This window comes from Arthrobacter sp. B0427-1-12 (assembly GCF_059092905.1).
Window position 1 is genome coordinate 46,348 of sequence record NZ_JBNHIC010000007.1, and the last position, 20,616, is coordinate 66,963.

Annotated in this window: 21 protein-coding genes; 17 read left to right on the forward strand and 4 right to left on the reverse strand. The window is 68.7% G+C overall.

Going from position 1 to position 20,616, the window contains the following annotated elements; all coding sequences use genetic code 11:
- The gene (locus AC5RWU_RS07020) at positions 1-1,404 is read left to right on the forward strand and encodes a M16 family metallopeptidase (RefSeq protein WP_494028765.1); all 1,404 of its coding nucleotides are present in this window, start codon (positions 1-3) and stop codon (positions 1,402-1,404) included.
- Positions 1,405-1,423: 19 nt separating this feature from the next.
- On the opposite strand, the gene AC5RWU_RS07025 is transcribed toward AC5RWU_RS07020, so the two are convergent.
- Positions 1,424-1,690, reverse strand: coding sequence for a MoaD/ThiS family protein (locus tag AC5RWU_RS07025; RefSeq protein ID WP_494028764.1), 267 nt, complete (start codon positions 1,688-1,690; stop codon positions 1,424-1,426).
- 42 nt (positions 1,691-1,732) lie between these two features.
- Positions 1,733-2,875: a GTP 3',8-cyclase MoaA gene (gene moaA / locus AC5RWU_RS07030; RefSeq protein ID WP_494028763.1), complete on the reverse strand. Its 1,143-nt coding sequence runs from the start codon at positions 2,873-2,875 to the stop codon at positions 1,733-1,735.
- Between the two features lie 38 nt (positions 2,876-2,913).
- Here moaA and modA point away from each other — a divergent pair, with 38 nt between their 5' ends.
- The 9 genes from modA to AC5RWU_RS07075 all read left to right on the forward strand — a co-directional run bounded on the left by modA (position 2,914) and on the right by AC5RWU_RS07075 (position 10,226).
- The gene (gene modA, locus AC5RWU_RS07035; protein WP_494028762.1) at positions 2,914-3,678 is read left to right on the forward strand and encodes a molybdate ABC transporter substrate-binding protein; all 765 of its coding nucleotides are present in this window, start codon (positions 2,914-2,916) and stop codon (positions 3,676-3,678) included.
- On the forward strand, positions 3,675-4,481 hold the full coding sequence (locus AC5RWU_RS07040) for a molybdate ABC transporter permease subunit (RefSeq protein WP_494028761.1): 807 nt from the start codon (positions 3,675-3,677) through the stop codon (positions 4,479-4,481). Before modA ends, AC5RWU_RS07040 begins: the two co-directional genes overlap by 4 nt.
- Positions 4,482-4,547: 66 nt before the next feature.
- A complete protein-coding gene (locus tag AC5RWU_RS07045; RefSeq protein ID WP_494028760.1) occupies positions 4,548-6,116 on the forward strand; it encodes a molybdopterin-dependent oxidoreductase in 1,569 nt (522 codons plus the stop codon).
- A gap of 47 nt (positions 6,117-6,163) precedes the next feature.
- Positions 6,164-7,591, forward strand: a complete 1,428-nt coding sequence (locus tag AC5RWU_RS07050; RefSeq protein WP_494028759.1) for a molybdopterin molybdotransferase MoeA — start codon at positions 6,164-6,166, stop codon at positions 7,589-7,591.
- Positions 7,588-8,106 (forward strand): cyclic pyranopterin monophosphate synthase MoaC, encoded by a 519-nt coding sequence (gene moaC, locus AC5RWU_RS07055; protein ID WP_494028758.1) that lies wholly within the window; start codon positions 7,588-7,590, stop codon positions 8,104-8,106. Before AC5RWU_RS07050 ends, moaC begins: the two co-directional genes overlap by 4 nt.
- On the forward strand, positions 8,103-8,576 hold the full coding sequence (locus AC5RWU_RS07060) for a MogA/MoaB family molybdenum cofactor biosynthesis protein (protein WP_494028757.1): 474 nt from the start codon (positions 8,103-8,105) through the stop codon (positions 8,574-8,576). The genes moaC and AC5RWU_RS07060 overlap by 4 nt, the downstream gene beginning before the upstream one ends.
- Positions 8,566-8,997 carry a molybdenum cofactor biosynthesis protein MoaE gene (locus tag AC5RWU_RS07065; RefSeq protein ID WP_494028756.1) on the forward strand — a complete coding sequence of 144 codons (432 nt, stop codon included), beginning with the start codon at positions 8,566-8,568 and terminating at the stop codon, positions 8,995-8,997. The genes AC5RWU_RS07060 and AC5RWU_RS07065 overlap by 11 nt, the downstream gene beginning before the upstream one ends.
- Before the next feature lie 25 nt (positions 8,998-9,022).
- Positions 9,023-9,784 (forward strand): 4-hydroxy-tetrahydrodipicolinate reductase, encoded by a 762-nt coding sequence (dapB, locus tag AC5RWU_RS07070; RefSeq protein WP_494028755.1) that lies wholly within the window; start codon positions 9,023-9,025, stop codon positions 9,782-9,784.
- A gap of 4 nt (positions 9,785-9,788) precedes the next feature.
- On the forward strand, positions 9,789-10,226 hold the full coding sequence (locus AC5RWU_RS07075) for a hypothetical protein (protein ID WP_494028754.1): 438 nt from the start codon (positions 9,789-9,791) through the stop codon (positions 10,224-10,226).
- Positions 10,227-10,253: 27 nt separating this feature from the next.
- Here the strand turns inward: AC5RWU_RS07075 and AC5RWU_RS07080 are convergent, their stop codons facing one another.
- Complete coding sequence (locus tag AC5RWU_RS07080) at positions 10,254-11,474, reverse strand: heparan-alpha-glucosaminide N-acetyltransferase domain-containing protein (protein WP_494028753.1); 1,221 nt, start codon at positions 11,472-11,474, stop codon at positions 10,254-10,256.
- Between the two features lie 181 nt (positions 11,475-11,655).
- Here AC5RWU_RS07080 and AC5RWU_RS07085 point away from each other — a divergent pair, with 181 nt between their 5' ends.
- From AC5RWU_RS07085 to AC5RWU_RS07115, 7 genes are all read left to right on the forward strand, one after another.
- A complete protein-coding gene (locus AC5RWU_RS07085; protein WP_494028752.1) occupies positions 11,656-12,456 on the forward strand; it encodes an alpha/beta fold hydrolase in 801 nt (266 codons plus the stop codon).
- A 47-nt stretch (positions 12,457-12,503) separates the two neighbouring features.
- Positions 12,504-13,415 carry a 4-hydroxy-tetrahydrodipicolinate synthase gene (gene dapA, locus AC5RWU_RS07090; protein WP_494028751.1) on the forward strand — a complete coding sequence of 304 codons (912 nt, stop codon included), beginning with the start codon at positions 12,504-12,506 and terminating at the stop codon, positions 13,413-13,415.
- Positions 13,416-13,423: 8 nt separating this feature from the next.
- Positions 13,424-15,115 carry a ribonuclease J gene (locus tag AC5RWU_RS07095; RefSeq protein WP_494028750.1) on the forward strand — a complete coding sequence of 564 codons (1,692 nt, stop codon included), beginning with the start codon at positions 13,424-13,426 and terminating at the stop codon, positions 15,113-15,115.
- 96 nt (positions 15,116-15,211) lie between these two features.
- Positions 15,212-18,127, forward strand: a complete 2,916-nt coding sequence (locus AC5RWU_RS07100; protein WP_494028749.1) for an FtsK/SpoIIIE family DNA translocase — start codon at positions 15,212-15,214, stop codon at positions 18,125-18,127.
- A 38-nt stretch (positions 18,128-18,165) separates the two neighbouring features.
- Positions 18,166-18,771 (forward strand): CDP-diacylglycerol--glycerol-3-phosphate 3-phosphatidyltransferase, encoded by a 606-nt coding sequence (gene pgsA / locus AC5RWU_RS07105; RefSeq protein ID WP_494028748.1) that lies wholly within the window; start codon positions 18,166-18,168, stop codon positions 18,769-18,771.
- Entirely contained in the window at positions 18,768-19,310 is a 543-nt protein-coding gene (locus AC5RWU_RS07110; RefSeq protein ID WP_494028747.1) for a CinA family protein, read from the forward strand. Before pgsA ends, AC5RWU_RS07110 begins: the two co-directional genes overlap by 4 nt.
- 161 nt (positions 19,311-19,471) lie before the next feature.
- Complete coding sequence (locus AC5RWU_RS07115) at positions 19,472-19,912, forward strand: helix-turn-helix domain-containing protein (protein ID WP_494028746.1); 441 nt, start codon at positions 19,472-19,474, stop codon at positions 19,910-19,912.
- A gap of 84 nt (positions 19,913-19,996) precedes the next feature.
- Here the strand turns inward: AC5RWU_RS07115 and AC5RWU_RS07120 are convergent, their stop codons facing one another.
- A complete protein-coding gene (locus AC5RWU_RS07120) occupies positions 19,997-20,530 on the reverse strand; it encodes a MarR family winged helix-turn-helix transcriptional regulator (protein WP_494028745.1) in 534 nt (177 codons plus the stop codon).
- Positions 20,531-20,616 lie beyond the last annotated feature (86 nt).

Consider the following 20,616-nt stretch of genomic DNA (forward strand, 5'->3'; position numbering starts at 1 on the left):
ATGGCCGTCGTTCGTTTGCCGCTGACCGCCCACACGCCGGCGGAGCCCCGCACCGCGGGGACCGCCGGCGCGGGTCCGGCTGCCGTCGGGCTTGAGGGCGATCCGACCATCATCTACGGGGAGGCGGGCGGCGCCCTGGTGCGCCGTTCCGTCCTGCCCGGCGGTGTGCGGGTGCTGACCGAGGCCATGCCCGGCCAGCGGTCGGCGAGCATCGGGTTCTGGATCGCTGTTGGCTCCCGGGATGAAGCCGAGGGCCAGCACGGTTCGACCCATTTCCTTGAGCATCTGCTGTTCAAGGGCACCAAGCGCCGTACGGCGCTGGAAATCGCCTCGGCCTTCGACGAGGTGGGCGGGGAGTCCAATGCGGCCACCGCTAAGGAAAACACCTGCTACTACGCGCGTGTCCTGGACAGCGACCTGCCGATGGCTATCGACGTCATCTCGGACATGGTCACCTCCGCTGTCCTGGATCCGAACGACCTGGAGCAGGAACGGGACGTCATCCTCGAAGAGATCGCCATGGACAGTGACGATCCGGCGGACGTCGCCCACGAGAAGTTCGTCGAGGCGGTGCTGGGCGGCCATCCGCTGGCCCGCCCCATCGGCGGCTTCCCGGAGGCGATCCGGGCCGTCTCCCGGGAATCGGTGTGGGACCACTACCGGCGCTACTACCGCCCGGATGAATTGGTGGTCACCGCAGCGGGAGGCCTGGAGCACGACGCCGTCTGCCGGCTGGTGCTCGACGCCCTCCACAGCGCGGGCTGGGAACTGGCGGACGGCGCTGCCCCGGTGTCCCGCCGCGCCACCGACCGTGCCGTCATCGCCGGCACTGCCGGCGTCCACGTGTACAAGCGCGCCGTCGAGCAGGCCAATATCGTGATGGGCTGCCCGGCGCTCACGGCCACGGACGAGCGCCGCTTCGTCATGAGCGTCCTCAACGCCGTGCTCGGCGGCGGCATGTCGTCACGGCTGTTCCAGGAGATCCGCGAAAAGCGCGGGCTCGCCTACGCTACCTATTCCTTCTCCGCGGCCTATGCGGACGCGGGGTACTTCGGCATGTATGCGGGGTGCTCGCCGGCCAAGACCGGACAGGTCATCGAGCTGCTCGGCGCGGAACTGGACCGCCTGGCCGCAGACGGCATCAGCGCGGACGAACTGCGCCGCGCCGTCGGCCAGCTGTCCGGCGGCATCGTCCTGGCGCTGGAGGATTCCGGTTCCAGGATGTCCCGCCTGGGCCGGGCGGAACTCGTGTCGGGCGAATTCTTCGACCTCGACGAGTCGCTGGAGCGGATCAAGGCAGTGACGGCCGAACAGGTCCGTGAGCTGGCTGCCGAACTGGCGTCGGCGCCGCGCACCATCACCGTCGTCGGCCCGTTCGAGGAAACCGAAACCTTCGGCCTCTGATACCCGTCCCGTCGCCGGCCTACCCGCCGGCGAAGGGCGGCAGGATGTCGATCACGTCGGTGGATTCCAGCGGCACATGGAAGTCCCGCAGCGCCACTTCGTTGCGCAGGAAGCTGCTCTTGCCGATGACCGTGGCCAGCGCCGGCGCGTGGCTCACGGCCGGTTCGGGATACAGCTCGGCGAGGCGTCCGATCACGTCGGCCAGCGTGGCGCCGTTACCGAAGTCCAGCGTTTCCTGTTCGACGCCGGCGGCCGCCTTGGCGGCGCCGAAGTAGCGGATCAGCATTCCCCATCCCCTCTGTTCGCGGCGGCAGCTCTGTTCAGCAAGCTAACCGCCGATCGCGCTCATCGTGCGTTCCGGTTGCCGGAAGTCCGGCGCATCCAGCCCCACATGGTCCATGCCGTGGGCCTTCGGCTTGGCCCACATTGCCTCCTGCCAGCGGCGGGCGATGGCGTCGTCGTCCGCACCGGAGCGGAGCAGATCGCGCAGGTCCGTTTCCTCGTGTGAAAAGAGGCAGCTGCGCACCTTGCCCTCGGCCGTGATCCGGGTGCGGCGGCAGTCGGCACAGAATGGCTCGGTGACCGAGGCGATGATCCCTACGGTGCCTGCCACCGTGTCCTCCGGCGCTCCGCCGGGCAGCCGGCGTCGCACTTCCCAGCGCTGGGCCGGCGCACCGTCGCGCGACCGCGGATCCGGAGACAGGACAAAGTCCTCCTCCAGCAGCCCGCGGATCTGAGCAGCGGTGACCATGCCCTCACGCGTCCAGCCATGGTCCGCGTCCAGCGGCATCTGCTCGATGAACCGCAGCTCGAATCCGCGGCGCACCGCCCAGTCCAGCAGGTACGGAGCCTCGTGGTCGTTGATGCCGCGCATGAGCACGGCGTTGAGCTTGACCAGTCCGAGTCCAACCCGGTCAGCCTCCTCGATCCCGGCCAGCACCCGGTCCAGGAACGGCCGCCTGGTCAGCTGGGCGAAGGTCTGTGGATGCAGTGAATCGAGGGAGACATTGATCCGGGTCAGGCCCGCGTCCTTGAGCGCCCGCGCCTTCTTGTCCAGGCCCAGGCCATTGGTGGTCAGGGAGACCGGCAGGTCCGGATGGCGGTCCCGGATGGCGGCGATGATGTCCACCAGGTCCGCGCGCACCAGCGGTTCGCCGCCGGTCAGCCGCAGCTCGCGGATTCCCAGCATGACCACGCCGATGTCCACGAGGCGGACGATTTCGCCGGCGGTCAGGACCTGCTGCTTGCTGAGCCAGTCGAGTCCCTCGGCGGGCATGCAGTAGGTGCAGCGCAGGTTGCACTTGTCCGTCAGGGAGAGCCGCATGTCCGTGGCGACGCGGCCATAGCGGTCCACAAGCCCGGCGGCGCCGGATAGGCCGGCGGTAGGTGCCGTAACTGTCGCGACGGTGCTGGGCGCGGCCGTACTGGGCCCGCCGGCGCGCGGCAGAGGCATCCCCAGCGAAGTTCTCATGCATCCAAGGTACGGCATCGAGCACATAGGCTCTATTCATGCGGCGATTCCGGATCCTGATTGCAACGTTGGCTGCCGTGGGCCTGGCGACCACGGGCTGTTCCCCCCTGCGATCGGAGGACGACGTCGTTGTTTTTGCCGCGTCCTCGCTGACGGACGTGATGGGTGAGCTGACCGCGGCCTATTCGGCGCAGCGGCCCGGAACCCGCTTCACCCTCAATTCCGGCTCCAGCGCCCAGCTGGTGCAGCAGATCAATTCAGGGGAGCCGGCCGACATCCTGATCACCGCGGATGAACAGGCGGTCGGCTCTTTGGCGGATCGGGAACTCTTCGAACCGGAAACGCGGATCCTGGCCACCAACGCCCTGGTCCTGGCGCTGGCGCCGGGCAACCCGGCGGGCATTGCCGCGCTGCAGGATCTGGAGGCCGGCACGGCGGTAGCGCTGTGCGCCGCCGGCGTGCCGTGCGGCCGCTCGGCACGGGCGGTGCTGGCGAGCGCCGGTATCGAATTGGCGGCCGTCACCGAAGAGGACAATGTCCGTGCGGTGCTGACCAAAGTGTCCGCCGGCCAGGTCGACGCCGGATTCGTCTACCGCACGGACGCGCTGGCGGCTGCCGGCCAGGGGGTCACCGCACTCGAGCTGCCCGGGACGGCCCCGAACCGCTATCCGCTGCTGACCGCGCGCGACGCCGGCGCGCCGGCCCGCGGTTTTGCCGCCTGGCTGGAAGGAGCGGAGGCGGCCGAGATCCTGCGCGGCGCCGGATTCGGCGGTGCCGGCGGCGATGGAACAGGAACCCCGTGAGCCAGCGCAGATGGGTGCATGCCACCACTGCCGGCTGGCTGTGGATCCCGGCGACGATGGCGCTGCTGCTGTGCGCGGGGCCGGTGGCCGCGCTGCTGGCCAATGTCCCGTATGCCAGCCTCGGTTCGCTGCTGACCACCCCGGCGGCTCTCACTTCCCTTGGACTGTCCCTGGCCACGGCACTCGTTTCCACCGCCATCTGCGTGCTGCTGGGACTGCCGCTGGCCGTGCTGTTCAGCAAGCTGACCGGCCCGTGGATGCAGTTCCTCCGCGGCGTGCTGCTGATTCCGCTGGTGCTGTCGCCCGTGGTCTCCGGCATCGCGCTGCTCTATTTCTGGGGCCGGCAAGGCGCGGTCGGCGGACTGCTGGACCAGCTGGGATTCGGCGTCGGCTTCTCGCCGGTGGCCGTGGTCCTGGTGCAGGTGTTCGTGTCTCTGCCGTTCTTCGTCGTGGCGGCGCTGAGCAGCCTGCAGGCCGTGGAGCCGGAACTGGAAATGGCCGCAGCAACCTCAGGTGCCGGCCCCACGGCCATCCTGCGCTACATCACGCTGCCTCTGGCCATGCCCGGCATCGTCGTCGGTGTCCTGCTGGCCTTTGCCCGGTCGCTGGGGGAGTACGGCGCAACGATCACCTTCGCCGGCAGCGTCGCCGGCCGCACCCGTACCCTGCCGCTGCAGATCGAACTGAGCCTGAACTCCAACCAGCCGGAGGCAGCCCTGGGCATCTGCCTGATCCTTATTGCGCTGTACCTGGTCATCCTCCTGATGGCGAGATTCGGGGTAGGGCGGCTGCTGCCGAGGTGACGATGCGGGATGAACCCCGTGCACCGGCCGCGCGTTAGACCAGTAGGGCCTGACGCTGGAGGAGCCATGAAGCAGGGAACCGGCTGGGCGGCCGCCTCGGGGGTCACCGCCGCCGTGCTGGGAACGGCCGCAGGGGAGCTGACTGCCGCACTGCTCAGCCCCTCGGTTTCGCCTGTTTCCGCCGTGGGGTCGGCAGTGATCGACCTCGTTCCGCCCGCAGTGGCCGAATGGGTCATTTCCGTCTTCGGCACCGCGGACAAACTGGTCCTCGTCATCGGCATTTGCCTGGTCATCGCTGCGCTGGCTGCCGCAGCCGGCGTGCTGGAGAGCCGGAAGCGGCACGCAGGGACCGCCGTCGTCATCCTGTTCGGGGTGGTCGGCCTGGCGGCGGTCGCCGGAACGTCCTCCGGGCTGCGGGCCTTCGCGGCGCCGGTGCTGGCCGCGCTGCTGACCGTGGTGATCCTCCGCGCGCTGATTTCAAAGCTGCGGCGCTGGCTGGGCACCGGCCCCGGGACGGTCACCGGGACCGGCGATCCCCGCAGCACAGCCGGCGAGCCGCCGGCCGCGCTGCAGCGCCGCAATTTCCTGCGGGCGCTCGGCGGCGGGGCGGCCGTCGCCGCCGTGGGCGGGGGCCTGGCCGCCACCACCCGGTTGGGCCAGGCCGGCATCACCGACGCGCGCGGACAGGTGCGGCTTCCCGCCGCGGCGCGCCCGGCCCCGCCCCTCCCGGCCGGCGCGGACCTGCGGATCCCCGGACTGCCGCCGGTCGTCACCGCCAATGACGACTTCTACCGGATCGACACCGCGCTCGCCGTCCCCGTGCTCGATCCGGCCGACTGGCGGCTGCGTGTGACCGGCCTGGTGGACCGCGACGTCACCCTGACCTTCGACCAGTTGCTGGCCAAGTCGCTGCAGGAGTCCTACGTGACCCTGGCCTGTGTGTCCAACCAGGTGGGCGGGGACCTGATCGACAATGCCCTCTGGCTGGGCTGGCCGGTGCGCGAACTGCTGGCGGAGGCCGGGGTCCGGCCGGAGGCGGACATGGTGCTGTCCACCAGCACCGACGGCTGGACCGCCGGCACGCCGCTGGAAGTGCTCACCGATGGCCGCGACGCGCTGCTGGCCGTGGGCATGAACGGCGAACCGCTCCCGCTGGAACACGGCTTCCCGGTGCGCCTGGTGGTGCCGGGACTGTACGGGTACGTGTCCGCCACCAAATGGGTCACCGAGCTCAAGCTCACCCGGTTCGAAGACGACCTCGCCTACTGGAGCACCCGCGGCTGGTCCGAGCGGGGGCCCATCAAGCTGTCGTCGCGGATCGATGTTCCGCGTCCGGGACGCAGCGTGTCCGCCGGACCGCTGACGGTCGCCGGGATGGCCTGGGCGCAGCACACCGGGATCAGTGGCGTCCAGGTCCGGCTCGACGACGGCCGCTGGCAGGATGCGCGGCTGGCCAACGCGATTTCCGCCGACACCTGGTGCCAGTGGTCGCTGCCGATCGAGCTTGCCGCCGGCACGCACACCATAGCCGTCCGCGCCATCGACACCGCCGGGCGCACCCAGGTGGAGGAACGCCGGCCGCCGGCACCCGACGGCGCCACCGGGCTGCATACAATCACTGTGAGGGCTGCCTGAGCGGGAGCTACCCGACACAGCAGCCCGGCAGCGAACCGACCGTGAGGATGAGTGTGCCCCAAACAAGAGCGCCCCAATCAAGAGCGGCCAGGCCAAGAGCGTCCAGATCAGTGGCGGAGCACCAGCAGGCGGTCATTGACCTGATCGGCCACTGGGCCGGCTCCGGCGACGATGGCCGGGACGATACCGGCGACGGCACCGCGCCGGCCCGGACCGGGACCGTTCCGCTGCTGCAGGCACGCGGGCGGATCCTGGCCCGGGATGTCGCCGCGCCGCGCAGCCTGCCCGGTTTCGACAACTCACAGATGGACGGTTACGCAGTGCACTCGGCTGCGCTGAAGCCTGCCGCGCCGGACCCGGCTGCTACGGATTCGGCGGCGCCGGCAGCCGGGGCGCCCGGCGGGCACATCCGCCTCGAAGTCGCCGCACCGATCCCGGCCGGTATCGAACCGCCCCCGCTGAAGCCGGGCACCGCCGCGCCGATCATGACCGGGGCGATGATGCCGGCCGGAGCGGATGCGGTCGTGCCGATCGAGGCGGCCGAACCGCCGTCGTTCTTTCCGCCCGGCACCCCGGACGCAACCGTGGGCCTGCCCGCGGGCGTACCCGCAGGTCAGTTCGTGCGCACCGCAGGCAGCGACATCGCCGCCGGATCCATGGCCTTGCGCGCCGGAACCGTCCTCGGACCCGCCCAGCTGGGGTTGCTGGCCGCCCTCGGCGTCACTGAGGTCACCGTGCGGCGCCGGCCCGAGGTGCTGCTGCTGACCACCGGCGACGAAGTCGCCGAACCTGGGACGCCGCTGGCACCGGGCCAGATCTACGACGCGAACAGCACTATGCTGCACGCCGCGCTGCTGGAGGCCGGCGTCGACGTGCGGCGGATGCGGCTGCTGGCGGACTCGGTGGACGGGTTCCGCACTAGCCTGGCCGACGAACTGAGGACGGTTCCCGACCTGGTCCTGAGCACCGGCGGCATCAGCAAGGGCGCGTATGAGGTCGTGCGCCAGGCGCTTGCTGAACATGACGTCGAGTTCCTCTCCGTGGCCATGCAGCCGGGCGGACCGCAGGGGATCGGCACCATCGGTGCCGCCGGGAAGCGCGTGCCGTTCCTGGGGTTCCCGGGCAATCCGGTCAGCACGCTGGTGTCCTTCGAGATGTTCCTGCGGCCGGCCCTGAGCCGGATCCTGGGCACGCCGGCGCCGCGCTGCGAGGTGGTAGCCAGGCTTGGGGAGGATATGTCCAGCCCGGCGGGCAAGCACCAGGTGCGGCGCGGCCGGTACCCGGCGGAGCGCAGCGGCACGTACGACGGCGGCACTGGCGACGGCGGCACGGGCGACCGCGGCACTGTCGCCTTGGTCGGGGGCCCCGGCTCCCACCTGGTCCACGCGCTCGCCGAATCCAATGCCCTGGTCCACATCCCGGCCGGCGTTACGGAACTGCGTGCGGGCGACGAGGTGAGAATATGGCTGCTATGACGAATCCCGTACCACCGCCAGGCCAGCTTCCGGAACCGCGGCTCACCCATGTGCGCGAGGACGGCAGCGCCCACATGGTCGATGTGTCCGCCAAGGCGGAAACCTCCCGCGAAGCCACGGCCCAGGCGGTGCTCCACACCACCGCGGAAGTCATTGGACTGATCTCGGCCGGGGACCTGCCCAAGGGCGACGCGCTCGCAGTGTCCCGGGTGGCAGGCATCATGGCGGCCAAGCAGACCTCGACCCTGATTCCGCTGTGCCACCCACTGCCGCTGACCAAGATCACGGTGGACTTTGCACCGGCCGAAACGTCTGTGACAATCACCGCCACCGTGAAGACCAAGTCCGTCACCGGCGTCGAAATGGAAGCCCTGACGGCAGCCTCCGTGGCCGCACTGACCCTGTACGACATGATCAAGGCCGTGGACAAGCATGCGGTGGTCACGGATATCAAGGTGCTGGCCAAGAGCGGCGGCAAGAGCGGCGCGTGGCGCCTGCCGGAGGAACCGCAGTGAGGACCGCGGGCATCATTATCGCCTCCACCCGCGCCGCGGCAGGCCTGTACCTGGACGAATGCGCACCGCTGATCGAGCAGTGGCTGCGCGGCCGCGGCTTCGACGTCGCGGCGGTGCGCGTGGTCAAGGACGGGGAACCCGTGCGGCGCGCGCTGAAGGAGCTGATCGCGGCCCGGGCCGGCGTCATTATCACCAGCGGCGGGACCGGACTGAGCGAGGACGACCGGACCCCGGAGATGACCGAACCGTACCTGGAACGCCAGCTGCCGGGGATCATGGAAGCCATCCGCCGGGCCGGCGCGGACAAGACCCCGGCGGCTGCGCTGAGCCGCGGCGTCGCGGGGACAGTCGGCACCACCTTCGTGGTCAACCTGCCCGGGTCGCCCGGCGGAGTCCGGGACGGCCTGGCCGTGCTGGAACCGATCATCGACCATATCTGCGGACAACTGGAGGGACGCAATGAACACTAGCGTCGTACTGAACGCCACCGTCGCCGAGGCACCGCTGAGCGTGAAGGCGGCGATGGCCGCCGTCGAATCCGCCGACTGCGGTGCCGTGGTGACGTTCAGCGGCGTCGTGCGCAACCACGACGCCGGCAAGGACGTTGACGCGCTCACCTACAGCGCGCATCCGAGCGCGCAGCGGGTGATCGAGGAAGTGGCAGCGGAGGTCGCCGCCAGGCACGACGGCGTGCGGCTGTGGGCGGCCCACCGCGTCGGCCCGCTGGCCATCGGTGATGCGGCCCTCGTTGCCGCCGCGGCCGCGGCGCACCGCGGCGAGGCGTTCGCGGCCTGCGCGGAGCTGGTCGACGAGGTCAAGGCGCGCGTGCCGATCTGGAAGGAGCAGTTCTTCGCGGACGGCCGCGTGGAGTGGGTCGGGGCGGGGGAGTAGTCCGTTCGCCGGTAGGCTTGAATCCATGACTGAACAACAACTTGCGGTAGCGGTACTGGGTGCCGGCGGACGGATGGGGGCCGAGGCCGTCAAGGCCATCGAAGCCGCCGGGGATCTGAAGCTCGTGGCGGCGCTGGGCCGGCAGGATTCCCTTCAGACGCTGGTCGACGCCGGGGCCGAGGTTGTTGTGGATCTGACCGTGCCGGACAGCACCGAAACCAACGTTCGCTTCGCCGTCGAACACGGGATGCACGCCGTGGTGGGCACCACCGGCTGGGATGCGGACCGGCTGGAGAGCCTGCGCGCACTGCTCGCCGGCCACCCTGAAGTGGGGGTGTTGATTGCACCGAATTTCGCGGTGGGATCCGTCCTGGCGTCCGCCTTCGCCGCCAAGGCCGCCAAGTACTTCGAATCCGTGGAAATCGTGGAACTGCACCATCCCAACAAGGTGGACGCCCCCTCCGGGACCGCGGTGCGTACCGCCCAGCTGATCGCCGCTTCCCGCGCCGAAGCCGGCGTGCCGGCCAGCCCGGACGCCACCACCAGCGAGCTGGACGGTGCCCGCGGCGCGAATGTGGACGGCGTGCGCGTGCACAGCGTGCGGCTGCGCGGGCTGGTGGCGCACCAGGAGGTCCTCCTGGGCGGCCCGGGCGAGCAGCTGACGTTCCGCCACGATTCCTACGACCGCGCCTCCTTCATGCCCGGCGTGCTGCTGGGCGTCCGCACCGTGGGGCAGCGTCCCGGGCTGACGGTCGGACTGGACGGCTACCTGGATCTGGAAGCGTAGGCGGATGAAGACCAAAATCTGGGTCGGGCTGATCATTGTCCTGTTTGTGTTCTACCTGGCGCTGACGTTCCAGCGCGGCTGGACCATGCTCAGCGCGCCGGAACTGCCGGCCAAGATCCTGGGCGCGGGAATCTTCGTGCTGCCGTTCATCGGTGCCTGGGTACTGATCCGCGAGGTGCTGTTCGGTGCCCGGACGGAGCAGATGGCCAAGATCCTCGAGGCCGAGGGCGGCCTGCCGGAGGACAACCTGCCGCGCACTCCGGGCGGCCGCATCGTTCGGGCAGCGGCCGATGCCGAATTCCTCAAGTACAAGGCCGAGGCCGAGGCCGAGCCGGAGGACTGGCGCAGCTGGTTCCGGCTCTCCTGCGCCTACGATGCCGCCGGGGACCGCAAGCGCGCCCGCCAGGCGATGCGCGACGCGATCGGCCTTTTCCGCGCCTGACGGGCCGGCGCCGGTTGGTGGCCGGGTTCAGCGCCCCGGAGGCCGCTGCCCGGCGGGCTCTTCGCCGCGGGCCAGCTGCGCGACGTTCGAGGCGACCCACTCCAGCGGACCCCGCCACCGCAGCGCGGCGAAGAGGAACCCGATCGCCAGCACCGCGAGGGCCTGGATGACGTACACGGCGTTCGGGTCCAGCAGTTCCGGCTGCGCGTCGACGATGCTCATCACCCACACATGCGTGCTGTAGAGGGTCAGCGTCATGGCGCCGGCACCGCACAGCGGCAGCAGGAACGCCCCCAGGCGGCGCGCGGCCAGCAGGCACAGGCCGATCACCGCAGCCGCGGAACCGCTGGTGTGCAGCAGGTCAAGGGTCGTGCCCGAGTGGGGCGCCGCCGTCAGCAGCCACCAGAAGGAACCGGTCTGTTCGACGCCGGTCAGGTTAACCTGCAGCATCTCATGCAGCGGCCACCGGCTTCCTTCCTCCGTCTGGCGCAGGGCCGCCTCGCCGCCCAGCGGACCCATGAAGAAGGCGCCGAGCAGCTTGCTGCTGGCAGCCACGGCAGCACCGGCCGCCAGCAGCATCAGCTGGACGTGCAGTTTCTGCAGGGCCAGCCGGCCGATCACCAGCCCCACGAGCAGGTACCCCAGCCACAGCAGCACCGGGTAGATGCCGGTCACGGTGAGGTCCGCCAGCAGCACCCCCGGCGTGAAAAGGTCCTCCAGGACCGGGTTGTGGCGCAGGCTGGGCGACGGCCTGAGACTGTCCAGCAGCCACGGGCGCACCAGGTACGCCAGCAGCGGCGCGAGGAGGATCCAGCCTGCGGCCCAGACCGCCAGCCAGCGGAGCCGCAGGGCCACGAAGGGCAGCGCCAGCAGGAACAGGAAGGCGTAATGGACCAGGATGATGGCGATATTGGTGTCGAGGGTGCCCAGGGTCAGGCCAATGAAGGCGATGACGCCGGCCCGGGCGGCGATTCCGCGCCGGTCCCGTCTGATCAGCGAGGCTCCGCCGGCGGAGGTTCTGTAGCGGTCGTGCGGGTTGCCGCCGCCGGTCAGCAGCGCCAGCCCGACGCCGGCCAGTACAGCAAAGAGAGCGGCGGACCGGCCGGAGACGGCCAGCCCGACCCACGTCGGATCCCCGGTCTGCGGATCGTAGAGCGGCAGGATGTGGGCCGCCATCATGCCCAGCAGCGCAATGCCGCGCGCAGCATCAATGCCCAGCAGCCGCCGTCGTACGGTTTTCTGGTTCACTTGTCCGCTCCGCTCAGGCTGTTCCGGAATCCGCTCTCCTGCTGTCGCCGCCATGGTTCCGATCGTCTCACGCCCGGACCGCCGGCCCACGGCACATTGCGCGATAGGTTGAGCATATGACCGAACATTGCGCGCCACGGAGGAACCCGTCAAGGACGGACGAGAAAGGTGGAGGGACCGAATGACCAGGGGCTCCGCAGCGAATCCGCAGGATGGCGTCCGCCTGGCCTATGAAACGGCGGGCAGCGGCGAGCCGCTGCTGCTGGTCCACGGGACGGCACTGTCCAAGGCGACGTGGCGCGGCCTGGGCTACCAGCGGGAACTGGCCCGGGACTTCACCGTCATCACCATGGACATGCGCGGGCACGGCAGGAGCTCGAAACCGCACGACACCGCCAGCTACACCATGGCTGCGTTCAGCCAGGATGTGCTGGCGGTGCTGGATGCCCTCGGAATCGCCTCGGCACACTACGCGGGCTACTCCTTCGGCGCCCGCGTGGGGCTGGCCCTCGCGGCCCGGCACCCCGGCCGGCTGCTAAGCCTGACCACCATCGGGGGCGGGTACCGCTCGCTCGCTGGGCAGATCGGCGAACTGTTTTTCCCGGATTGGGACCACGCGCTGCACAGCGGCGGCATGGCCGCCTTCGTCGAGGGCTGGGAGCAGCACGCGGGGCACCCGCTGGATCCGGTCACCCGGCATGCGTTCATGGCGAACGACGCCGGGGCGCTGCTGGCCTACCTGCGCCAGGGCGAGGCCGAGCCGGGGCTGGCCGAGGACACGCTGCGCACCATCACGACGCCGACGCTGCTGCTGGCCGGTACCGAGGATGTGCAGCGCCACATCGAATCCCGCACGGCGGCCGGCCTGATGCCGCATGCGGTCTTCCATGAACTGGCCGGCTACGGCCATTCGTCCTCGCTCGTGCCGATGCGGGACGTCACCGGGCGGCTGCGGGCCTTCATCGCCGCGCAGCGTGGCTAAGAGCCGCCGGCAGGCTAAACCGGGTGCGAGAGGGTAACGTTTTCTTTATGGCTGATTCTGATATTCGTAACCTTCCGTTTGGCACGCTGGTGACGGCAATGGTCACGCCCTTCACCGACGAGGGCGAAGTAGATTACAAGGCCACTGCGGAATTGGCCAACAAGCTCGTCGATGACGGCTGCGACGGCCTGGTCGTGACAGGGACGACGGGTGAAACCTCGACGCTGACCGACGACGAGAACCTGGGGATGTTCAAGGCCGTGCGCGAGGCCGTAGGGGGCCGTGCGAAGGTCATTGCCGGCTCGACGACCAACGACACCCGGCATTCCGTCGAACTTTCGCGCCAGGCGGCCGATCTTGGCGTGGACGGCCTGCTGGTTACCGCGCCGTACTACAACAAGCCCAGCCAGGCCGGGGTGCAGGCACATGTCGAGGCGATTGCCAACGCCACCGACCTGCCGGTCATGGTTTATGACATTCCCGGCCGCGCCGGCATCCGGATCGAGACCGAGACCCTGATCCGGCTCGCGGACCATCCGCGTATCGTCGCCCTCAAGGACGCCAAGGCCGACTATCAGGCCACGACGCGCGTGCTGGCGAACACCGACCTGCATGTCTACTCCGGCGACGACGGACTCACCCTGCCGCTGATGGCTGCCGGTGCCGTCGGCGTCGTTTCCGTCACCGCGCATGTGGCGACGGGCCAGTACCGCGCGCTCGTCGATGCCATGCTGGCCGGTGACCTGTTCACCGCACGCCGGCTGCATTTCGAACTGGACCCGGTCCAGCGGGCGGTCATGAGCCACATCCAGGGCGCCGTGGCGGTCAAGCAAGTACTTAAGTGGCAGGGAGTCCTGCCCAACTCGGTGGTCCGGCTGCCTCTGGTGGAGCCGTCCGACGCCGAGATCGCACTGATCCGGGCAGACCTCGAAGAGGCCGGCTGGAACCTGGAGGTCTAGGAAACAGTATGAGCACAGCTACAGACACACGACTGGTGCCACCGCCGCCGCTGCAGGACGGGACCCTGCGGATCGTCCCGCTGGGCGGGCTGGGGGAGATCGGCCGGAACATGGCCGTCTTCGAGATCAACGGCAAGCTGCTCATCGTGGACTGTGGTGTGCTCTTCCCCGAGGAGTTCCAGCCCGGCGTCGACCTCATCCTGCCGGACTTTTCCTATATCGAGGACCGGCTGGACGATGTGGTCGGCGTTGTGCTGACCCACGGCCACGAAGACCACATCGGCGCCGTCCCTTACCTGCTGCGCCTGCGGCAGGACATTCCGCTGATCGGATCCCAGCTGACGCTGGCCCTGGTCGAGGCGAAGCTGTACGAGCACCGGATCAAGCCCTACACGCTCACCGTGTCGGAGGGCCAGATCGAACAATTCGGTCCGTTCGAGTGCGAATTCATCGCCGTGAACCACTCCATTCCGGACGCGCTGGCGGTGTTCATCCGCACTGAAGCAGGCACGGTGCTCCACACCGGCGACTTCAAAATGGACCAGCTGCCGCTGGACGGGCGAATCACGGACCTGCGAGCCTTTGCCCGCCTGGGGGAGGAGGGCGTGGACCTGTTCATGCCGGACTCCACCAATGCGGACATTCCCGGCTTCACCACCGCCGAACGGGAGATCGGTCCGGTCCTGGAGCGTTTGTTCGGGCAGGTGGAGAAGCGCATCATCGTGGCTTCCTTCTCCTCGCACATCCACCGGGTGCAGCAGGTGCTCGACGCCGCCGCGGCCCACGACAGGCATGTCGCCTTCGTGGGGCGGTCGATGGTGCGCAACATGGCGATCGCCGCCAAGCTGGGCTACCTGACCGTTCCGGACGGGATCCTGGTGGACATCAAGAACGTGGAGGACTTCCCGGACGACCGGATCGTGCTCATGTCCACCGGTTCCCAGGGTGAGCCCATGGCGGCGCTGTCCCGCATGGCCAATGGCGACCACCGCGTGAAGGTGGGCGCCGGGGACACCGTGATCCTGGCGTCGTCGCTGATTCCGGGCAACGAGAACGCCGTCTTCCGCGTCATCAACGGGCTGCTGAAGCTGGGCGCCAATGTCATCCACAAGGGCAACGCGAAGGTCCATGTTTCCGGCCATGCCGCCGCGGGTGAGCTGCTGTACTGCTACAACATCCTGCAGCCGCGCAACGTGCTGCCGGTCCACGGCGAGACCCGCCACCTGATCGCCAACGGCAAGCTCGCGCAGGACACCGGTATCCCCGCAGAGAATGTCCTCATCGGGGACGACGGAACCGTCGTCGACCTGGAAGGCGGCAAGGCCCGCATTACCGGCAGTATCGAGTGCGGCTACGTCTATGTGGACGGCTCCAGCGTCGGCGCCATCACCGATGCCGACCTGAAGGACCGGCGCATCCTGGGTGAGGAAGGCTTTATCTCGGTCATCACCGTGGTCAACCGCACCACCGGCAAGGTGGTGTCCGGGCCGGAAATCCACGCCCGCGGCTTCGCCGAGGACGATTCGGTCTTCGACGACATCATCCCCCGGATCAACGCGGCACTCGAGGAAGCAGTCACCAGCAACAAGGACCACACGACCTACCAGCTCCAGCAGGTGGTGCGCCGGGTGATCGGCAGCTGGGTCAGCAAGCGGCACCGCCGCCGTCCGATGATCGTGCCGGTGATCCTGGAAGCCTAAGCGCCCGGAATCCGGCCGGCGTATCCCGGTCGACACAGTGCCCCAAGGGGCCCCAAATCCGCTGATTGGGGGCCCCTTGCCGGTACCGTGGCGGATATGGCGACCCGTACTTCCCCCGCCCGCAAAGGCACCCAGCAGTCGCGCAGCAAGAACTCAGGTACTTCTGCGCGCCCGGCGTCAGCGCGCTCGTCCTCCCGTTCCACCGCCGCCACAAAGCAGCTGGAGCCAATCCCGGCGGAACAGCAGGCCTGGCCGCTGCGCGCCGCACAGGGCGCCTGGATGGGCGTGGCGCGGCTGGTCGCGGCGGGCGTGCGGAAGATCGGCGCCGACGTGCATCCGGAGCGGGAGCTCCGCCGGGACGGCACCGGATTCTTCCTCCTGCTCCTCGCCGTGCTTGTCGCGGCCGTGGAGTGGTGGGCCCTGCGGGGCGTGTTCTGGGACGGTGTCCACGCCGTCGCCGGCGGCACCTTCGGCTGGATGGCGCTGGTGCTGCCGTTCATGCTCCTGATCAGTTCGGTCCGCTTCATCCGGAACCCGGACGCCCCGCGCGCCAACAACCGGATCGGCATCGGTCTGACCATCATGCTGTTCTCCGGCAGCGGCATTGCCCACCTGCTGGGTGGTGAACCGGCCCTGGCGGACGGCTTCGACCGCCTCTGGCAGGCCGGCGGCATGGTCGGCTTCCTGGTGGCCGCCCCGCTGGCCGCGGCAATTACCAAGTGGCCGGTGCTGGCCATCCTCATTTTCCTGCTGTTCGTCAGTGTCCTCATTGTCACGGCCACCCCATTCCGCCACATTCCTTCCCGCCTGCGCGCCCTGTATGAGCACCTCATGGGCCAGGATCCGCGGGATCATGAAGAACAGCGGGACGTCCACGACCAGAGCTACCTCTACGAGCGTGAGGCCAAGCAGCCGAAGAAGGCCAAGCCCGCAAAGTCCGGCAGGAAGCGCGGACTGTTCGGCCGCCGCCAGGAGGAAGAGGGCACCGTCGACGTCGGCCTGGACGGCTACTTCGGCGACGAAGCCTATGCGACGGCGGTTATCCGCGACGATGAGCAGCAGGCGCCGCCCGCGCCCAAGGTTCCGCCGGGCGTCAAGCGCCCCACCGCCGCCCAGCTGGCGGCGGACAAGATCAAGCGCGACCAGGGCCTGGAAACCGGCAGCGAAGGCGCCGCGACCGAGGCAATTTCCACCGTGCCGGCCGCAGCCGCCCAGCTGGCGGCGCACCGGGCCCAGGCGGCCGCTGCCGCCCCGGCCGGCGCCGTCCCTCCGGAGGCTGTACCCAAGGTGCCGGCAGCCCCGGTGCAGGTCCCGGCGCCGTCGTCCCCGATCCCGCAGCGGACCGAACAGCTGCAGTTGGCCGGCGACGTGACCTACACGCTGCCGCCGTCGGACTACCTGCCTGCGGGCCCGCCGTCCAAGGAGCGCTCCGAGGCCAATGACGCCGTCGTGGCGGCGCTGACCCAGACGCTGGAACAGTTCAGCGTGGACGCCAAGGTCACCGGTTTCTCCCGCGGGCCCACGGTCACCCGGTACGAGATCGAGCTCGGGCTGGGCACCAAGGTGGAGCGGGTCACCGCGCTGTCGAAGAACATCGCCTACGCCGTGGCCAGCTCCGATGTGCGCATTCTGTCGCCGATCCCCGGCAAGTCCGCGATCGGCATCGAGATTCCGAACACCGACCGGGAGACGGTGGCGCTGGGGGACGTCCTGCGTTCGGGCAACGCCCGCAAGACGGACCACCCGATGGTCATGGGCGTGGGCAAGGACGTCGAGGGCGGCTACGTCGTGGCCAACCTGGCCAAGATGCCCCACCTGCTGGTCGCCGGCGCCACCGGCGCAGGCAAGTCGTCCTTCGTGAACTCGATGATCACCTCGATCCTGATGCGGTCCACCCCGGATGAGGTCCGCATGGTCATGGTGGACCCCAAGCGCGTGGAGCTGACAGCCTACGAGGGCGTGCCGCACCTGATCACCCCGATCATCACGAATCCGAAGAAGGCAGCGGAGGCCCTGCAGTGGGTGGTCCGCGAGATGGACACCCGCTACGACGACCTGGCCAATTTCGGCTACAAGCACATCGACGATTTCAACAAGGCCGTCCGCAACGGCAAGATCGTGCCGCCGGAAGGATCCAAGCGGGTCGTCAAGCCGTACCCGTACCTGCTGGTGATCGTCGACGAGCTGGCCGACCTGATGATGGTCGCCCCCCGCGATGTGGAAGATGCCATTGTCCGCATCACCCAGCTGGCACGTGCGGCGGGCATCCACCTGGTGCTGGCCACCCAGCGGCCGTCGGTGGACGTCGTGACCGGTCTGATCAAGGCCAATGTGCCCTCCCGGATGGCGTTTGCGACGTCGTCCGTCACCGATTCGCGCGTCGTCCTGGACCAGCCGGGAGCTGAGAAGCTGATCGGCCAGGGCGATGCGCTGTTCCTGCCGATGGGTGCCAGCAAGCCGATGCGCGTGCAGGGTGCCTGGGTCACCGAGTCGGAGATCCACAGGGTGGTCGAACACGTCAAAACGCAGCTGCAGGCCGACTACCGCGAAGACATTACCGTCGAAGCGCCCAAGAAGCAGATTGACGAGGACATCGGAGACGATCTGGACGTGCTGCTGCAGGCCACCGAGCTGGTGGTTACCACACAGTTCGGTTCGACCTCCATGCTGCAGCGCAAGCTCCGCGTTGGCTTCGCCAAGGCCGGCCGGCTCATGGACCTGCTCGAATCCAGGGGCGTGGTGGGCCCGTCCGAAGGCTCGAAGGCGCGCGACGTGCTGGTCAAGCCGGACGATCTGGCGGCGACGCTGGCAGCCATCCGGGGCGACGAGCCGCCGGCACCTGCCGCCGCGGATCCTGCCACGGCGGCACTGGCGGACAACGCCAATGCCAATCATGGCCTGGGCCGCGACCTGGTCGGCGAGGACCTGGACTCCCGCCCGCAGGCCGTGGACTACTACGACGGCGACGGGGAGGAAGGCGCCGAGGACGCCTGGTCGCTGACCGGCCGGTGACGTGCGCAGCGTCGGAACCCAAGGGATACCCTGTACTAGTGACTGATTCCCCGGCCAATCCCGTGCCCGTACTCAACATCGCCAATGTACTGACGGTGGTGCGGATCCTGCTGGTGCCGCTGTTCATCTGGTTCATGGTCGCGGACAGCCAGGAGTACGGCCTGTTCCGCTGGCTGGCGGTCCTGACGTTTGCGGTCGCCATCTACACGGACAAGCTCGACGGTGATCTGGCGCGCAGCCGCGGGCTGATCACCAATTTCGGGAAGATCGCCGACCCGATCGCCGACAAGATGCTGATCGGGGCCGCGCTCATCCTGCTGTCGGCCCTTGGTGAGCTCTGGTGGTGGGTCACCATCGTGATCCTGGTGCGTGAAATCGGCATCACGCTGCTGCGTTTTGCGGTCATCCGCTACGGCGTCATTCCCGCGTCCCGCGGCGGAAAGCTCAAGACCGTACTGCAGTCGCTGGCCATCTTCCTGTTCCTGCTGCCGCTGCCGGCCATGCTCGGGCCCTGGTTCTTCTGGATCGCGGCTGCGGTGATGGCGGCGGCCGTCGTGGTCACGGTAGTCACCGGCGTCGACTATGTCTTCCAGGCGGTCCGGCTCCGGGCCAAGGCGGCGCGGAGCGAAGGCGGCGCCGCATGAGCCATGCTGCCGGCCTGCCTGCGGACCATACGGTGCCCGATCCTGAAGCGGCGGCGCGGAGAGTCTTGGCCGCGGCAACGGCCAAAGGCCTGACCGTAGCTTCGGCGGAATCGCTGACTGCGGGCATGGTGTGTTCGATGCTCGCCACGGTTCCCGGTGCGTCGGCCGCCCTGCAGGGCGGAGTCGTTGCCTATCAGAACGAAGTCAAGGCAGCGGTTCTGGGCGTGGACCCGGAGTTGCTTGCGCGTGCCGGCTCGGTCGATGCGGATGTCGCCCGGCAGATGGCCGAGGGCGCGCGCCGGGCGCTGGGGGCCGACGTCGGAATTGCCACCACCGGGGTCGCGGGACCGGATGCCCATGACGGCAAGGACGTCGGCACAGTCTTCATCGGGGTCGCGAACGCCGCCGGCAGCCGGGCGGCGGAATACCATTTCGACGGCGGCAGGGCCGGCATTCGTCTCCGGGCCTGCACAACTGCACTGGAACTGCTGCTGCGCGCCGTGGAGGAAACCGTGGAGGAACCCACAGAGTCTCGCTGAGGCTCCCTTTCTCCTGCCCCACCCGGGAGCCTCGGATCTGCCGGGAACAAAATAGTTGGCGCAATAGTTATCCATACATGTCGGCAGAATTGGCCGTGTCGGCATAGGATTTAGGAAACGTGCGGCAGCAGCTGCAAGTCCAAGGGAGCAAGGCGATACACATGGTTAAGCAGCCCGTAGCTGTGAACGGCATTGTCCGTTGGCGTGATACGGGCTTGTCTGAAGACACACACAGGGAACCAAAGGAGCGCAAAATGGTAGTCCTACGCCACGAGATCGGAGATGTTCTTCGCGACGTACGCCAGCGTCAGGGCCGTACCCTCCGCGAGGTTTCCCACAGCGCCCGGGTTTCCCTGGGTTATCTCAGCGAAGTTGAACGCGGGCAGAAGGAAGCATCTTCGGAACTGCTGTCCTCGATCTGCAGCGCGCTGGAGGTGCCGCTCTCGCACATGCTTCGCGAGGTCAGTGACCGGCTGGCGGTTGCTGAGGGCGTGTCCATCCCGGACACTATTCCCCAGGAATTCTCCCGCGAATTCGTTGGTGACATCACTGACGAACTGACCGAGGAAATGACCAGGGGACTGGCCTCGAGCCGCTACTAGGACGTGGCCGCGGCTCCTAGGGATGCCGCGGACCGCTGCCGGCCCGTCGGATTGACGGGCCGGTCTGCTTTAAGCTGTGGGCGGCTATGAAGCGGGCGGCGCGCCGGGATCCCGTTCCGTGCGCTGCTCCTGATGGTCGGATGCGTAGGTGTCGTTCAGTTGCCGAAGCAACCGGCCCAGGTCCTTCAGGTCCTCCAGTTTCCAGTCGGCCATGACGCCGTGGAAGGCCTTCTTGCGCGCGGTCTGGGCCGCGCGGAGCTGGTTGATGCCGTTCGGGGTCAGGCTGATGGCCTGTGCACGCCCGTCCAGTGGATCGGCATCCTTGCGGATCAATCCCAGCTGTTCCAGCAGCGCAACCTGCCTGCTGACCGACGGTTTGCCGATGCCGATCGCGCCGGCAAGGTCCGTCAGCCTCATCGAGCCTTCCCGCTGGAGGATGAGCAGCAGTCCGTAGGCTGCCGGTTCCATATCCGGATGGACCTGGCGCGCAACTTTGTGCGAGTCGGATCTTGAACGCCGCCACAGCATGCTCAACTGCTGTTCAACGGTTTCGATCGCGGCATCTACGGCCGGTTCGTTCGATGACGTTCCGGCGGGGCCATTGGCCTGATGGGTCATGGGCTCCATTCTAGAGTCCTGCTCCGGCCGCCGGGCGCGGATCCAGACGCCCTGCACGGTCCAGCGGTTCCCTGTGCGCGGCGGCC

What these genes read in the sequence shown, in the direction of transcription:
- AC5RWU_RS07085 (WP_494028752.1), top strand. Translation starts at nt 11,656, where the DNA reads ATGACCAGGGGCTCCGCAGCGAATCCGCAGGATGGCGTCCGCCTGGCC.
- AC5RWU_RS07100 (WP_494028749.1), top strand. Translation starts at nt 15,212, where the DNA reads ATGGCGACCCGTACTTCCCCCGCCCGCAAAGGCACCCAGCAGTCGCGC.
- AC5RWU_RS07075 (WP_494028754.1), top strand. Translation starts at nt 9,789, where the DNA reads ATGAAGACCAAAATCTGGGTCGGGCTGATCATTGTCCTGTTTGTGTTC.
- AC5RWU_RS07115 (WP_494028746.1), top strand. Translation starts at nt 19,472, where the DNA reads ATGGTTAAGCAGCCCGTAGCTGTGAACGGCATTGTCCGTTGGCGTGAT.
- AC5RWU_RS07050 (WP_494028759.1), top strand. Translation starts at nt 6,164, where the DNA reads ATGAGTGTGCCCCAAACAAGAGCGCCCCAATCAAGAGCGGCCAGGCCA.
- AC5RWU_RS07110 (WP_494028747.1), top strand. Translation starts at nt 18,768, where the DNA reads ATGAGCCATGCTGCCGGCCTGCCTGCGGACCATACGGTGCCCGATCCT.
- AC5RWU_RS07045 (WP_494028760.1), top strand. Translation starts at nt 4,548, where the DNA reads ATGAAGCAGGGAACCGGCTGGGCGGCCGCCTCGGGGGTCACCGCCGCC.
- moaA (WP_494028763.1), bottom strand. Translation starts at nt 2,875, where the DNA reads ATGAGAACTTCGCTGGGGATGCCTCTGCCGCGCGCCGGCGGGCCCAGT.
- AC5RWU_RS07025 (WP_494028764.1), bottom strand. Translation starts at nt 1,690, where the DNA reads ATGCTGATCCGCTACTTCGGCGCCGCCAAGGCGGCCGCCGGCGTCGAA.
- dapA (WP_494028751.1), top strand. Translation starts at nt 12,504, where the DNA reads ATGGCTGATTCTGATATTCGTAACCTTCCGTTTGGCACGCTGGTGACG.
- dapB (WP_494028755.1), top strand. Translation starts at nt 9,023, where the DNA reads ATGACTGAACAACAACTTGCGGTAGCGGTACTGGGTGCCGGCGGACGG.
- AC5RWU_RS07020 (WP_494028765.1), top strand. Translation starts at nt 1, where the DNA reads ATGGCCGTCGTTCGTTTGCCGCTGACCGCCCACACGCCGGCGGAGCCC.
- modA (WP_494028762.1), top strand. Translation starts at nt 2,914, where the DNA reads ATGCGGCGATTCCGGATCCTGATTGCAACGTTGGCTGCCGTGGGCCTG.
- AC5RWU_RS07095 (WP_494028750.1), top strand. Translation starts at nt 13,424, where the DNA reads ATGAGCACAGCTACAGACACACGACTGGTGCCACCGCCGCCGCTGCAG.
- moaC (WP_494028758.1), top strand. Translation starts at nt 7,588, where the DNA reads ATGACGAATCCCGTACCACCGCCAGGCCAGCTTCCGGAACCGCGGCTC.
- AC5RWU_RS07120 (WP_494028745.1), bottom strand. Translation starts at nt 20,530, where the DNA reads ATGACCCATCAGGCCAATGGCCCCGCCGGAACGTCATCGAACGAACCG.
- AC5RWU_RS07065 (WP_494028756.1), top strand. Translation starts at nt 8,566, where the DNA reads ATGAACACTAGCGTCGTACTGAACGCCACCGTCGCCGAGGCACCGCTG.